This window comes from Pseudoalteromonas sp. US3C1004 (genome assembly GCF_048401065.1).
GTDB lineage: Bacteria > Pseudomonadota > Gammaproteobacteria > Enterobacterales > Alteromonadaceae > Pseudoalteromonas > Pseudoalteromonas undina.
The window spans coordinates 3,079,389-3,094,073 of record NZ_CP183073.1; the positions used below are offsets into that span (position 1 = coordinate 3,079,389).

12 protein-coding genes are annotated in these 14,685 nt (G+C 38.1%); 4 read left to right on the plus strand and 8 right to left on the minus strand.

Annotated elements, in window-relative coordinates; translation table 11 throughout:
• Positions 1-1,251, minus strand: coding sequence for an LlaJI family restriction endonuclease (locus ACNSN3_RS14430; protein ID WP_418607857.1), 1,251 nt, complete (start codon positions 1,249-1,251; stop codon positions 1-3).
• 12 nt (positions 1,252-1,263) lie between these two features.
• Complete coding sequence (locus ACNSN3_RS14435) at positions 1,264-2,946, minus strand: McrB family protein (protein ID WP_418607859.1); 1,683 nt, start codon at positions 2,944-2,946, stop codon at positions 1,264-1,266.
• 94 nt (positions 2,947-3,040) lie between these two features.
• On the opposite strand from ACNSN3_RS14435, the gene dcm reads away from it, so the two are divergent.
• On the plus strand, positions 3,041-4,315 hold the full coding sequence (gene dcm, locus ACNSN3_RS14440; RefSeq protein ID WP_138577379.1) for a DNA (cytosine-5-)-methyltransferase: 1,275 nt from the start codon (positions 3,041-3,043) through the stop codon (positions 4,313-4,315).
• 25 nt (positions 4,316-4,340) lie between these two features.
• Here the strand turns inward: dcm and ACNSN3_RS14445 are convergent, their stop codons facing one another.
• Together ACNSN3_RS14445 and ACNSN3_RS14450 are read right to left on the minus strand one after the other, a co-directional pair.
• Positions 4,341-5,108, minus strand: coding sequence for an LlaMI family restriction endonuclease (locus tag ACNSN3_RS14445; RefSeq protein ID WP_024033975.1), 768 nt, complete (start codon positions 5,106-5,108; stop codon positions 4,341-4,343).
• Between the two features lie 585 nt (positions 5,109-5,693).
• The gene (locus ACNSN3_RS14450) at positions 5,694-5,888 is read right to left on the minus strand and encodes a hypothetical protein (RefSeq protein WP_418607862.1); all 195 of its coding nucleotides are present in this window, start codon (positions 5,886-5,888) and stop codon (positions 5,694-5,696) included.
• Between the two features lie 150 nt (positions 5,889-6,038).
• Between ACNSN3_RS14450 and ACNSN3_RS14455 the strand changes: the two genes are divergently transcribed.
• Positions 6,039-6,575, plus strand: coding sequence for a YaeQ family protein (locus ACNSN3_RS14455; RefSeq protein WP_008112865.1), 537 nt, complete (start codon positions 6,039-6,041; stop codon positions 6,573-6,575).
• Positions 6,576-6,759: 184 nt separating this feature from the next.
• Positions 6,760-7,365 (plus strand): DUF7379 domain-containing protein, encoded by a 606-nt coding sequence (locus ACNSN3_RS14460; protein ID WP_010392243.1) that lies wholly within the window; start codon positions 6,760-6,762, stop codon positions 7,363-7,365.
• On the opposite strand, the gene ACNSN3_RS14465 is transcribed toward ACNSN3_RS14460, so the two are convergent.
• Positions 7,362-7,571 (minus strand): hypothetical protein, encoded by a 210-nt coding sequence (locus ACNSN3_RS14465; RefSeq protein ID WP_008112863.1) that lies wholly within the window; start codon positions 7,569-7,571, stop codon positions 7,362-7,364. The genes ACNSN3_RS14460 and ACNSN3_RS14465 overlap by 4 nt on opposite strands.
• Before the next feature lie 399 nt (positions 7,572-7,970).
• On the opposite strand from ACNSN3_RS14465, the gene ACNSN3_RS14470 reads away from it, so the two are divergent.
• Positions 7,971-8,444 carry a Dps family protein gene (locus tag ACNSN3_RS14470; protein ID WP_008112861.1) on the plus strand — a complete coding sequence of 158 codons (474 nt, stop codon included), beginning with the start codon at positions 7,971-7,973 and terminating at the stop codon, positions 8,442-8,444.
• Positions 8,445-8,508: 64 nt separating this feature from the next.
• Here the strand turns inward: ACNSN3_RS14470 and ACNSN3_RS14475 are convergent, their stop codons facing one another.
• The 3 genes from ACNSN3_RS14475 to ACNSN3_RS14485 form a co-directional block, all read right to left on the minus strand.
• On the minus strand, positions 8,509-10,581 hold the full coding sequence (locus ACNSN3_RS14475; protein WP_418607865.1) for a S9 family peptidase: 2,073 nt from the start codon (positions 10,579-10,581) through the stop codon (positions 8,509-8,511).
• Positions 10,582-10,731: 150 nt separating this feature from the next.
• Positions 10,732-11,307 (minus strand): hypothetical protein, encoded by a 576-nt coding sequence (locus tag ACNSN3_RS14480; RefSeq protein ID WP_010392238.1) that lies wholly within the window; start codon positions 11,305-11,307, stop codon positions 10,732-10,734.
• Between the two features lie 241 nt (positions 11,308-11,548).
• Positions 11,549-14,680, minus strand: a complete 3,132-nt coding sequence (locus tag ACNSN3_RS14485; protein ID WP_054202703.1) for an efflux RND transporter permease subunit — start codon at positions 14,678-14,680, stop codon at positions 11,549-11,551.
• Positions 14,681-14,685 lie beyond the last annotated feature (5 nt).

Sequence of the window (14,685 nt, forward strand, 5' to 3'; positions counted from 1 at the left end):
TTATAAATCCTTTTTTTGATTTTTATTATATAAATCAATTACTTTCAATGGGCATTCATATAAGCAATTAATATCACCGTAGTCGGCAAGCAAGTCTTCATCTTTAATTACTCGATGACTAGGTTCAGCCATATGTGCAGACTCAGTTGGTCCCTTGTTACCAGGGAATATGAACATATTAGAGACATTGTTATCAGGGTATATTGATTTCACTGCTTTTGCGTAAAAGAACTGCTTGACTAAATCTGGCCAACCTGGCGCTGTTTCTAAACTTTTCGCAGCGTAATATTTAGCATCAATAACCGTAAAATCACCTGTTTCGGGATCTCTAAGAACTATATCGGTTCTTTGCCCTTTCCTACTCGCTAACTTCAACTCACCATTTATTTTATATACTGGCTTAGCTAGCTTTTTATTAATAGGAAAAACATTTTTAAGCGTTTTTAATAGCATATGCTCCCACATACCCTCAAACCTTTTCACGCCAATAGAAAAATCACTTTTTTGTGACATGCTTTCTAATTTAAGGTAGCTAATTAATTGTTTAATCAAATAGATATCACGGTCAGAGTAAGCGCGTGTTAACTCATTGTTTAGGTGATAAATCTTCGTATCATTATCCATTAATGAGGTAGGAACATCGATAAGCTGCTTAGTTATAGCTCCATCATCATCGTTAATTAACCAGCCGACTTTTTGATCTAACTTACGTAAAACCTCCGCATGAATTTTCGCGGTCTCACAGTTGGAATATACTCGCTTGACAGAACCTGCTAATTCCAAGTAAATAGGACTATCACCAGACGTATACGGTATAGATTGCTTAATCGTACGGCTCCAATCCACTTTCCCTGAGTTTACTTTCCTTTCAGATACTCGACGTGTAAAAAGACCGTTGTTGAAGTAGTCTTCAAATAAAGCAAATATTAAACCTAGGTACTCTTGCCCATGAATACCTTCATCAACTAATTCATCAGCATTTATAGCATTGTCTTTATAATCTAAATAACGTTTGAGTGCTTTCAGTAAAGTTGCACATACCTTCTTCGAGCTTGATTCATCGATTTCTTCATGACCACTGTTTCGGGGAAGAAATACAGCAATTTGATCGTCAAAGTTAATTAATCCGCAAAACATAACTTTTTGTCCATTACCGTAAAGTAGCCCCTGCTTATTCAAATTTTGAACTAGCTTCTTGGGCATAGCTTTAACAATGTTTTGCCTATCTTCAAATAGATGTAATTTACGCATTTTTAATTATATCTATTCTGGTTGTTCATCTGCGGCAACTTCTTGAATTTTTTGCGCTTCGATTAATGCCTCTGATAAATTAGTTTCAAAACTTTCAGAGAAGATAGGTTTACCTTCTCCAAATTGATGTGACAACTGACCGAAAGTACCTGCCACAGCCGTATTAAAAATTTCATCACGTTTTCCATGACGAAGCACATCATCCCAGAGGTAAACTAATATTTTACCTTTTAGAGTATTATTAGCTTCTTCAATATTAGTAAGCTCTTCATCGGAAACAAAGCGATGTCCTAAAAGTCGATCTTCAGGTACTTGCAAGGAAGACAAAGTATCATTAACAATCTCAGCAAATACTTTCCAAGGCACTTCAGGCTGTTTACCATCAGTAAAAGTAAGTTTAAAATTGCCATTTCCTGCCTGAGTAAAGTCTATTGGTAAATATTCAAATAACCAACGCCTCTTAAAGGCTGTATCCATCGGCATGACCGATTGGTCACTACTATTCATAGTTGCAAGAATTGATAGGTTAGAAGGTAAGTAAAGCTCATTAAACTTATCTGGTTCATTTAGATTTCCTTTAATGTGAAGCAACATATCGGGATCAGAAGCTTCTATCTTATATTGGCTTTCACCTTGCATATCTCGATCTAGCAGCTGAAATATCTCACCAAAAACAGCTGCGGCAGGCGCTCGATTAAGCTCTTCAATTATAAGATAAACATGTTTATCTGCATTATTAAGAGCTTTTATCAGCGCCTTAGTGAATGGTCCAGGCCTAAACTCATAAGAAATCTTCTTTTCACCATTCGCAACGGCCAACATCACTGGCTTTAAAGCACCTACAAAATCACTGTACTGAGTGTCAGGATGAAAAACCGTTGTGTAGCGACAATGGTACTCAGTTATTTTGTTTATACGATGACTCTTCCCTGTCCCTGGCGCACCATAGTAAATTTTATTTATGGCTTTTAAGTTATCAGTTGTATAAGTTGTTTGTAACTCTGTAATGGTATTATCTTTGATCTCAAACTCTTCTACATTCATTTTCGAGAAGTATGTCTTTAAATCTATATCTTGATTAAAGGCATTTATAAGGACTTTAAGCTTTGACGAGTTAGCTACAACTAAATTACAAGCTAATGCGATACTTGATTCATAAACATCACTACGATCTAAAGTTTTACCTTTGGCAGCCTCAGACTTACGACCAGTTTTTATCCACCAATCACGATCTGACATAAACTTTATAAAAAAGTCTTTCTCATCTGTATTAGTGATGAGGGTATCCAAAATTTCGATAAAGTCTTTCTCTATTTCTGAACCTTGATTCCCCCAAAGCTCACTTGGAAATTGTTTCAAGTAGGTATCAATATCTTTTGCGTTATAGCCTTCTGCTCTTAAACCTTTTTTGATCTCATCTATAACACTTTTATACTCAAAAATAGCACCATATAAGTCACTAAAGCAAAGGGCATACCACAACCCAGAAGATGGTACATCTGCACGTAGGCCTGCCTTTCCAATAAACGTGATTGAGAATGGGTTTATGACGTGTGTTCCAGACGAATCAACATTGCCGAGAGCTTTTATTAGTCGTGCTTTTAGCTCTTCATCGATTTGAACATCACTAGAATAATTCAATTTGGTGAATTGATTTTGACATTTATCAATTAAGGTATTGAGATTTTGTAGCAAAATTCCCTCTCACATATTGTCTGATCATTTATACAGTGCTATCCTACCAGGATTAAAACCGGATAAGTTAAATAGCATAATGAGTACTGTTTCAATGAATAAAGATATAGCAAGTCAAATCAAAAGTATACGAGAAAACTTAGGCTTAGGACGTACAGAATTTGCGAACTTACTTGGTATGGCTTCTACTGGTGAGAGAACAGTTAGGGGGTGGGAAACTGGCGAGCATAAACCTACAGCAAAAAAGCTAACTGATATATTCAATCTAGAATCAGAGTTAAAATCTCATTTAGAGAGTGCTCCTTTTAAACAAAAACCTTTATCAGAGTCTGAATTTACATTTATAGATTTATTTGCAGGAATTGGTGGGATCAGATTGCCTTTTCAAAAACTTGGTGGGCACTGTGTATTTACCTCTGAGTGGGATAAGTTTGCGCAAAAAACATACCTAACTAATTTTGGTGAAATGCCAAATGGTGACATTACTCAAATCGCTGCTTCAGACATTCCTGATCATGACATCCTTTTAGGAGGCTTCCCGTGTCAAGCATTCTCTCAAGCTGGCCTCAAACAAGGTTTTAGTGATACCCGTGGAACCATGTTTTTTGAAATTCAAAGGATACTCACTGAGAAAAAGCCTAAAGCTTTCGTTCTTGAAAACGTAAAGCAACTTCAGGGGCATGATAAAGGCCGTACCTTAAATACTATCTTAGATATTTTAAGGGGTAACTTTGATTTAGAAATACCTGATGATGTGCCTTTAAGTGAAGAGACAAGGCATGCGCTATCAGAGAAATTAAATTATTGGGTTGATTATAAAGTACTTAGGGCGGGTGACTTTGGCGCTCCTCAAAACAGAGAGCGCGTTTTCATTGTAGGGTTTGATAAGAATTACTTTAAAGACTGTGACTTTAGTGAGCTATTTAACTGGCCGACCCCGCCTAAAACACCAACAAGAGTAGGTGATATTTTAGAAGACTTAAGCGCTATAGCCCCTAGTGATGATAAGTTTACAATATCGGAGAAATTATGGGCAGGCCACCAGCGCAGAAAAGAAGAGCATAAAACTAAAGGGAATGGCTTTGGTTACTCGCTGTTTAATGCTGAAAGTGAATATGCAAATACAATCAGTGCTCGTTACTACAAAGACGGCTCTGAGATTTTAATTGATCAATCAGAACTTGGTAAGCGCCCTAGAAAGCTAACGCCCAGAGAGTGTGCTCGATTACAGGGCTTTCCTGAAGAATATATTGTAGATGCAGTTTCTCAAGGCCAAATATATAAGCAGTTTGGTAATTCTGTTTGTATGAAGGTTGTTGATGCATTAGCAAATGAAGTAGTAAAAACTCTACTAAATATTAATAAATAATAGAGTTTCTTTAAATACGAAATTATTAACTGTAGCGGGAAACTACTAGTTTATCCCATAAGTTATTGCTAGCTCTCCAGTGTGAATAGGGTCTACGGTTTCCTTGATACATTCCAGAATCAAAGAAAACATGCCCTTCTCGCACTAAATTAAGCCAATTTTCGTAGTTCATCGGTTCACCAAAAACAATTGCGTCAAAAACACCACAACCATTAAGAGTACACTTGAACCAACCTTTTTGATTGAATTTTCGCTCTAACTTAGGCTTTATTTTTGCTTTCGTCCATTGAGCCACTAGTAAATTTTGCTTTTGTAATTCCTTAGGAATTATATCAGACTTATTTGTACGCATATCAGCAGAGTAATTGTAAATTGCTTGTATATCTTGTCCTGGTGTGATGATTAACTTTTGCCCAAATCGATTAAACTGTTTTACTTTAGGAACAGGCATTCCAGACCACGAGTATCGATCTTCTTTATTTGGGTTAGCTTGACCGAAAGCAACTAAAAACTCTTTATCTCTATTTAATTTTTTTATTGTTGGCTCAGAACGATAGCGACCCCAAAGTGATTTGTCTGGAGACCAATCACCAAAAGATGTTTTAGATGCGGTATGAGTCTTCATTTCATAACCAAAAATATCAGCTAAATTACTAGAATTAGCCTTAATACCCATCTGTCTTTCTAACCAATGACCATGACTTCCATGATGACGTCGACCTTGAACTTCTGGCTTTTTACCTTTTACATTGTTGATAAAAAGCTCAATAATTTTTTTCTTGTTTAACTCCATTTAATCATCCTTGTAACTTTACTCATCAAAAAATTAATCGCTAATATAATGTTTTGTACCTATAAAAACAAATTTATTAAGATTTCTATTATTACAGTAGGTTTGAAGCTCGTTAAGGATAAGCTTCATCATTACTGTATAAGTCTCATTCAAGACATGCCCATTGATAAATATAAAAGCTCACTAAAAGAGATAGCACTTAAAGCAACGAGAGTGTTTAAAAAAGAAGGTAAAGTAGTATGAACAACTTTCAATTAGATTTAGTTGAGTCTGAATTAAAAATCATTCTTGAATCCGTTGTGAGATGGAATCAAAAATATCTCTAATATGTCAAACATCAAAGGATGAAGATGAAATTTCTGATATTGATAATGACTTAATTGAAGTTAGGCTTTTACTAAAAAGTCTGAAAAGCAAAGCTATATCTCAGTATAGCGCTAATATTATGAATTTTTCACGCGAGAGTTTTTTAAAACGATTAATTCAAATTTTCTTAAAATTGCTGATTTAGAAAAATTGTCCCCGCCCAACAATTTTAATATCTAAACTATTCAACAATAACTATATTTAAAAATCGACTTCAAGTTACACACTAATTATTAATCTAATTTTAGCTATTTTAACTGGCAAGTCTCTATACCCAAACCACCTAAAGATGAGAGTTTCAGTTGGAATTAAAAGCGATTTAGGCAAGGCATTGATAGCAAATAATAGCGGTTCTATTGTTAAAATCAATAACGCAGTATCAATCGCTTTAAAACCAACCCTTGGGCGTTTCATAAACGCTGATTCTCTGCGCTGTTACCACTTAAAAACTCTATTTGCAGAGCAATCCTTTTTTGGGCTTTAATGAAACGCTGAGCGCTGTATCTTGAGGTGGTTTGGGTATTAATGCGCTATACTGGCGCAAATTTTTTCAGATTAGATATTATGGCTCTCAAATCTACCATTATTAAAGCGCAACTATCGCTTAGCGATATGGACCGTCACGTATACCAAGACTTTAATTTAACCTTGGCACAACACCCTTCAGAAACTGAGCAGCGTTTGATGATCCGCTTACTAGCGTTTGCACTTAATAGCTGTGATGGATTAGAGTTTACTAAAGGTTTATGTGCTGATGATGAACCTGAGCTTTGGCATGTCAATTACAGTGAAGAAATAGAGCTGTGGATTGAGCTGGGGCTGCCTGATGAAAAACGTCTTAAAAAAGCCTGTAATAAAGCTAAAAAAGTAGTTTTATATACCTATGGCGAGAACAACCAAGCTATTTGGTGGCAAAAGCATCAGCCTAAATTATACGAGTTTAAAAACTTAAGTATTTTTAGCCTTGATTATGCAGCCACTCAACTATTAGCTGCGTTGGTTGATCGTAATATTAAATTGGCTATTACTATTCAAGATGGTGAAGTTTGGGTTAATACCGACACCACTAACATTGAGATAAAACCTCAGCAATTAATGTAATTAGAATAGGTTATACCAATTGCATTAAATTAGTTATCCATTATAGCGACAAAGAAATAAGTCGATAACAAGGCGAAAATGATGACATATAGTTGCTCTATATAAATAATTTTTAACGCAGGTAGCGGATTATTTAATACGCTAGAATGATCATGTTTTTAATAAAATTGGTATTTGGGGGCGTATGAAAGTTAAACGCGTTATTGTTTTACATGGCTTGTATATGTCTGGCTTGGTTATGCGCCCGTTATGTTCGCGTCTAGAAGAGTCGGGGGTTAAAGTTTTAAACTTAACCTACAATACTCGAGACCCTAATCGAGATGCTATTTTTACGCAAATAGATGAGTTTATTAGCAATGAGCCTTCTGCTTTAGTCTGCCACTCTATGGGAGGCTTAGTTGCCCGCGCCTACTTAGAAGCAAACTCAGCGCCAAGTCACCATGTTGAAAAGGTGATCACCTTAGGTACGCCACATACTGGCAGTCATATTGCTGAGAAAATGCAACAAAAAGGGTTTGAGCTATTATTAAAAAATAGTGTTGAATTTTTACTCTCAAAAAATGGTGATTGGCCTTTTAAAGCCAAGCTATATAGCATTGCCGGCGACTTACCAATTGGCTTAATGCCACTCATTGTAAAAGGCAGCCGCTCTGATGGCACCGTATTACTAGATGAAACCAAGCTCAAAGGTATGGCTGAACACAAGGTGTTTCATTTAAGCCATACCAGTATGATTTACTCTCGCCAAGTCGTTAATTATATTCTTGAGCGCTTGAACGAGGACATTTAGTCCTCAGCTGCAGCGGCCACTTTATAGCTGATCAAAAATATAATACCTAACACCAGCGGCATGGGTGCAGCGATATAACCAAAGGTATCAGAGTTTGCAAAACTCGCACCCGCTAAGTGCGCAACTAATCCAACAACAAACGCGACCAAAGCAATACCAATAACGATGAGTTCAGCTTTATTCTCTTTACGTGTTTTAGCTTCCATTATTTCTCTCCGCATCTAATCAAGTAGCCCCTTAACTTAATAAAGTACTCTCTATCAAGTTGGGTTATATTGATTATGCGCTTTACTTGTGCGCGTTTTTTGACCTACATCAATAAATAAAATAAGTGTGCGCTGCGCCTGTCAAAAGCTTGTTTTAGATCATATTTTGTACTCACAAAATAAACAATTTCGCTGCTCAAGGTAGTATTTTTATAAACACAACCCATGTCTATTGAACAGCGTTAGTTAATTTATTTATAAGACCACAGATACGCTGATAGCTTTTAGCTATGGCATCAATATGTATAAACGATTTTATTCATAGACGATTATGAGCAATACTTATTTTACTGAGCAATATGTGAAAATTCATAAAAACGGTTATTTAAGGAGCAAGGTATGTCGCAAGTAAATGCAATTGGTTTAAACAGTACAAAAAGTGAAGATATTATTAAGTCACTGAATACGCTTTTAAGCAGCTATCAAATTCAATATATGAATGCGCGCGGTTTTCACTGGAATATTAAAGGCCGAAACTTTTTTGAATTACATTTAAAGTTTGAAGAAATTTATAACTTACTACTATTAAAAGTAGATGAAATCGCAGAACGTATTTTAACGCTTGATGGTGCACCGCTACATGCGTTTTCAGATTACTTAGAAGTAAGTGAAATTAAAGAAGCAAAAGGGATCAGCGATGGCGTAACCGCAGTAGAGAACTTACTTGCCGGATACAGCAGCTTAATTAAAATGCAGCGCGATATTCTTGCACAAGCCGCTGAAGCTGATGATGAAGGTACCGCGTCATTAATGAGTGACTACATTAAAGAGCAAGAAAAACTAGTGTGGATGTTAAAAGCCTACCTAGATTGAGTTATTTTAAAAAATAGAAAGCCTCAGTTATTACTGAGGCTTTTTTGTGATAATCATATACTGGCTATGACAAAGCGATAAAAAAGGCCATTTCTAGCGCTTTTTCTTCTAAGCTCTTAAAGCGACCCGATGCCCCACCATGCCCTGCATCCATGTCGGTTTTAAACACTAAAATATTATCATCGGTTTTATATTCACGCATTTTAGCCACCCATTTCATTGGTTCCCAATACTGTACTTGTGAGTCATGCAAGCCGGTTGTCACCAATATATTGGGGTAGTGTTGCGCACTAATATTGTCGTACGGTGAATACGCTTCAATAATCTCGTAAAAATGGGGGTCGTTTGGGTTACCCCATTCATCATACTCATTTGTTGTAAGCGGAATGCTTTCATCTAACATGGTGGTGAGCACATCTAAAAATGGCACATGGCAGCCCACTCCACAGTAAAGTTCAGGCGCTTGATTTGCCACAGCTCCCATTAATAACCCCCCAGCACTGCCACCAGAGGCAAACACTTTACTTTTGTTGCCGTACCCTTGCTCAGTGAGCGCTTTGGTTACATCTATAAAGTCATTAAAGCTATTTTGTTTATGCTGTTTTTTACCATGTTCGTACCATGAACGCCCTAGCATTTCACTACCACGCACATGCGCAATTGCATAAACAAAACCACGGTCGAGTAAACTCAGTGATGTACTTGAAAAGCTTGGATCTATGGTGATCCCATACGCGCCATAGCCATATTGAAATAACGGATTTGAACCATCTTGTTTAAAACTATCTTTACGATAAACCAACGACACCGGTACTTTTATCCCATCACGAGCGCTGACCATGAGTCGCTCTGACTGATAGTCTCCTGCGTTAAAATCACCAAGTACGTTTTGTTGTTTAAGTAAGGTTTTTTCACCGGTGGTTAAATCAACATTATAAAGCGAGCCGGGAGTCGTTAAGCTCGAATAGTAAATGCGTGCATGAGCTACATTTGGCTCTGGGTTCATGGCAATAGCAGCGTAATAACAAGGATCATCAAACTCAAGGTTCATTCGCTCGGCGTTTTGATTAACCACAACAAAGCGTGCTTGGCCTTGTTCGCGCTCGCTAAGCACTAAAAAGTCGTTAAATAGTTCAACGCCTTCTAATAATACAGTTTCACGATGAGGGGTATGTGTTTGCCACTGGTTTTTATCAGCAATGGTATTGCTTGTCGCGGTCATTAATCTAAAGTTTTTAGCCTGCCAGTTAGTCACTATATAAAAAGTATCACCGAGCTTATCAATATCAAATTCATGGCCCTCTTCACGCGGTATTAAAGCAGTAAATTCGCCATGGGGTTGATTGGCATCAAGTATCCACATGTCGTTAGTTTCTGTGCTTGCTAAATCGATAATAATTAAGCTTTCATCACGACTTTTACCCAACCCCATAAAAAAACTACTGTCTTGCTCTTCATATACCAACACATCTTGGTCTTGCTCGGTCCCTAGCTCATGTCTAAAAACTTGATAACCCAATAAGGTTTTTAAATCCTTTTTTACATAAAATACGGTTTGATTGTCGTTCGCCCAAACAACCTGCCCCTCGGTATTTTCAAGTACATCGTCGAGCATTTTATCGTTGTTTAAATCTTTAAAGCGAACAGTGTAAATACGCCTGCCGTCGGTATCCTCAGAGTATGCCATTAATTGCTCACTGGGGCTCAGCGCCACTTCCCCTAGCTCATAAAACTCATAGCCGTTAGCAAGTTCATTCACATCAAGTAGCAACACTTTATTAGCCATTGCCATACTGCTACTGCGGTAATGGCGTGCATATTCATCATCTCCGCGAACCTCTGAGTGATACCAATACTGGCCGTCTTTTACCGGTACAGTGTTATCATCTTTTACAATACGGCCTTTAAGCTCTTCAAATAATGCAGTTTGTAATGGCTTAATAGGGGCTAATTGCTCATCACAATAAGCGTTTTCTTGTGCTAAATGCGCGAGTATTTCGGCACTTTTTCGTTCATCATCGCGCATCCAATAATAATCATCACTGCGTGTTTTTGCGTGAGTTGTAAGCGCATAAGGTTGCTTTTTAGCAATAGGAAAATTAGGCAATAAGCTTAAAGAATAATCAGAAGAAGACACAAAAAAACCGCTTAAAAAATAACAATGGCGGCCAGTTTATCATAAAAATAAAAAAGCCCACTCATAGTTGAGTGGGCTAAAGCGGTATAAATTCGATAACTAAAAACTACGTGAATTTTATTGTTGTCGTTATACCTAAGGGAAGTTGATTTACTGTACTTGCTGCCAAGCCATAGTCCAGCTCTCGCCAACGCCAGGCTCAAACATAGTGTTATGCTCATCTACACGGCAAAATTCGCTAAATGGCCATGCCTTACACTGGTATATATGCCCAGTTTTTGGCTGTAATACTTTGGTGCCCGCACTATACATATCGCCATTTTGAGGATAAATTGCGTCGTATCCAAGGCTATTTACAGCAATTAATTTTTTATTTTTTTCAGCGCGATTAAAATGGACCACCGCGCTACAAATACCACTGCTTTCAAGTGCAAATATTTTGTTATGTCGATACGCAACAACCAATCCTTGCTCTGTCATTCTGCCAGCGCACACCAGTGGAATATGCATATTAATATGCTCAACTACCAGTAAACTCCAAGCATGGGGTTCCCCCTGTTCAGGGGAAAGTATTTCATAATCAAACGCTAGCTGAGTTAATTCGCCATGCTCATCGTAAAAGCTCACACTAACCGTATCACCAACAAATAGCTGGCTATACTGATCCAGCCCAAGACAACCAATAGTTAACCATTCTCCACACGTTAATGATGAATGTATAAACACTGCAACACCTTAAAGAGTCAAACGTCTCGCCCATATCATATGGCTTACAACAGGCAAACTAGCTCGTAGGCTAATATGCGTTAACCAACATCAACCATTGTAATCAGCAACGTCACAACAATCAAACAAAAGAATGTAACTGAATTTTAAAAATAATACTTAAGTATAAAGTCATAAAAATAAAAAAAACCAACCGCTTTAACGGTTGGCTTTTTTATTTAGCTGCATGATATGTGTGATGTTAACTTACACTCACCTTTTTACTTGCGAACGGGCGTTTAATTAGAGCGCCTATATCGGTTAAAATAATATACAAACACGGTACCAAAATAAGGGTGATCAGTGTTGCAAACATAACCGCAAAACCAAGTGCTACCGCCATAGGTATTACAAACTTAGCTTGTAGACTGGTTTCAAACATAATCGGTAATACGCCGGCAAAGGTAGTAATTGAGGTAAGTAGTATGGGTCTAAAGCGTGCACAGCCTGCCTCAATAACCGCATCTTTTATACTAATACCAGCACGACGCGCCTGATTAATAAAATCAGTCATAACTAATGAGTCATTAATAACAACCCCTGCCGCGGCAATTAAACCAAAGCCCGACATTAAGCTAATATCTAAGCCAAACCAAAAATGCCCCCATATTGCCCCCGTTAGACTAAATGGAATAACCGACATTACAATTAATGGTTGTGAGTAACTTTTTAGCGGCACGGCCAGTAATATATAAACTAAAATCATACCACCAGCAAAAAACAGTAACTGCTCATCGGCTTGTGCCTGCTGCTCTTCAATTGCGCCACCTAGTTCTGACTTAACGCTCGGATATTCGTCCAACAATTGTGGTAGTAGATTTTCTTTTACTTGCTTAACCACTTCGCCTGGCTCAATTACTTCTTCGTCTATGTTGCCATACACATAAACAGTACGATAACCGCCTTCACGACGAATATAACTAATACCAGGGGTTTCAGTTAGCTCAACCACATCTCCTAGCAGCACTTCCCTACCTTGTGGCGTGGTGATAACCGCGTGTTTAAGCGATGAAAACGCTTCACGGGTAAGTTTAGGGTAACGTACCATCACCCGCACTTCTTCACCGCGGCGAATAACACGTTGCGCCTCGCCACCATAAAAACTCGCACCTACTTGATTTGCAATTGAGGCCAAATCTAACCCTAAGTCAAAAGCGACTGGTTTTAAGCTCATTTGTACTTCTTTGCTAGCAGGGTCAATGGTAGAGCTTATGTCGAATAAGCCTTCTTGTTGCTGCAATAATCCAATAAAGCGACGCCCGGCTTCATTCAATGTATCAATGTCAGAGCCATACAGTAAATAGCCGAACTCACCGCCACTACCGCCGCCTCCACCGCCAACATCATCCTGAATAGTTAGCGATTTAACACCTGCAATATTTGGCATAGCTTCACGCCAGCGGCGCGAAAGCTCAAAGGCATTATAAGGGCGTAAATCTTCATCAACCAATGGCGCCAGTAGTTGCGCTTCTGTACGACCCTGATTAAATACCAATACATCGCGAATCATTTTTTGCCCTTCTTCGCGCGCTGTTTGCTTATCTATTTCAAGCACCATGGCTTCGATTTGGCGAATAGCATTAATAGTTTGGATGTCTGATACGTTATCGTTCATCTCAAGATTAATTTGCGGGAAGTCATGGGGCACTTTAGGTGATGGGATCATTCTCACCTGATTAGACGATATTAACGCAAAGGTGAAAATTAATAGCGCAACAAAACTAAATAGCACCGTCCAACGCCACTTTATACAAGTAACAATAAACTGCCTATACGGCCCATTTACAAAACCAAAAAAGCGCTTATTAAAGCGCGCTCGCCAACCGTCAGGGTTAATAGGAGAAAAGTGAGTATGCGCAATGTGTGCCGGTAATATCAGCTTAGATTCAATCAAGCTAAATATTAAACATAAAATTACCACCACTGAAATACCTATAAAAAAGGAACTTTCAGGGCCGCTTGAAAGCGTAAATGGCGCAAACACAGCAATGGTTGTTAGTACACCAAAGGTAGCAGGGGTTGCCACTCGTTTGGCGCCATTAACCACATTAACAACACCACCGCCTTTTTTTTCTATTTCGGTGTAGGCACTTTCACCTATGACAATGGCATCGTCCACCACAATCCCCAGCACCATAATAAAGGCAAATAAAGACACAATATTAATCGTGATACCAAATAATGGCATCAGCATCATCGCACCTAAAAAGCACACTGGTAAACCAATCATTACCCACAGTGCGAGCTTAAAACGTAAAAATAACGAGAGCATAAGGGCAACTAAAATTGCACCTTGCAGCAAATTAGCTTTCATCATATCTAAGCGTGCATTTAGGTAATAAGTAAAGTCCATTAGTGGCTCTATACGAACACCCAATGGCAGTTCTTTATTTTTTTGATCAATATACGCTTTAACTGAATCGGCCACCGGAATAATGTTTTGATCTTCGGTGGCTTTTACCGACAAATAAACCGCGTTTTCGCCATTAAATTTAAAGTAACGCTCACCTTCAACAAACTGATCTTTGATGGTAGCAATATCTTGTAGCAACACTTTGGCACCGTTCGCGCCAATTTTTACCGGAATTTGCCTAAACTCTTCACCAGAATAAAACTGATTTTCTACTCGAACCGAAATAACACCAGCATCAGTTTTTAATTGTCCCGCCGAAAAATTAGCCGAATAACGACGTACCGCATTCGCTACATCCGATAAGGTTAAATTATATTGGCGAAGTGTGTCGGGCTCTATTTCTATGGCAATTTCATCCAGTGGCACATCATTTACCACTAAAGATACATTCGATAACTGCAATAATTCATCTTCAACCTGATTTGCGATTGGCTTAAGTTCATTTAGCGGTAGGTCGGCAACGAGCGTCATACCAATTACATCTTGGCGAAACTCTATTTGGCTAATGGTAACCGGCTCCATTCCCGCTGGAAAAGTTGCAATACCATCTACTCGCAGCTTGACCTTATCGAGAACGTCGGTGAGCTCCGCGTCAGTATTAATTTCAAGGCTGGCAGAACCACCATTACGAAAAGCGCGATACACCCCTTTTTTTATCTCAGTTATATCTTTTAACGACTCTTCAATTTTTATTAAGATGCTTTCTTCAATTTCCTGTGGCGACGCCCCAGGGTAATTTGCATTTACAGTAATATAGTTAACTTCTATATTGGGGAACATTTGTCGCTGAATAGTAAAATAGCTTATAAGCCCCATGACAATGATAAAAAACATCATCAAATTGGCAGCAACAGAGTTGTTAGCAAAATAAGCAATTAACCCTGTTTGTTTGGTTGTATTGGGCTGTTCTGTGTTATTCATAACTC

Bases quoted from the DNA above. Each gene is read 5' to 3' on its own strand.
- ACNSN3_RS14485 (WP_054202703.1), bottom strand. From the start codon at position 14,680: ATGAATAACACAGAACAGCCCAATACAACCAAACAAACAGGGTTAATT.
- dcm (WP_138577379.1), top strand. From the start codon at position 3,041: ATGAATAAAGATATAGCAAGTCAAATCAAAAGTATACGAGAAAACTTA.
- ACNSN3_RS14465 (WP_008112863.1), bottom strand. From the start codon at position 7,571: ATGGAAGCTAAAACACGTAAAGAGAATAAAGCTGAACTCATCGTTATT.
- ACNSN3_RS14430 (WP_418607857.1), bottom strand. From the start codon at position 1,251: ATGCGTAAATTACATCTATTTGAAGATAGGCAAAACATTGTTAAAGCT.
- ACNSN3_RS14450 (WP_418607862.1), bottom strand. From the start codon at position 5,888: ATGAAACGCCCAAGGGTTGGTTTTAAAGCGATTGATACTGCGTTATTG.
- ACNSN3_RS14460 (WP_010392243.1), top strand. From the start codon at position 6,760: ATGAAAGTTAAACGCGTTATTGTTTTACATGGCTTGTATATGTCTGGC.
- ACNSN3_RS14470 (WP_008112861.1), top strand. From the start codon at position 7,971: ATGTCGCAAGTAAATGCAATTGGTTTAAACAGTACAAAAAGTGAAGAT.
- ACNSN3_RS14445 (WP_024033975.1), bottom strand. From the start codon at position 5,108: ATGGAGTTAAACAAGAAAAAAATTATTGAGCTTTTTATCAACAATGTA.
- ACNSN3_RS14455 (WP_008112865.1), top strand. From the start codon at position 6,039: ATGGCTCTCAAATCTACCATTATTAAAGCGCAACTATCGCTTAGCGAT.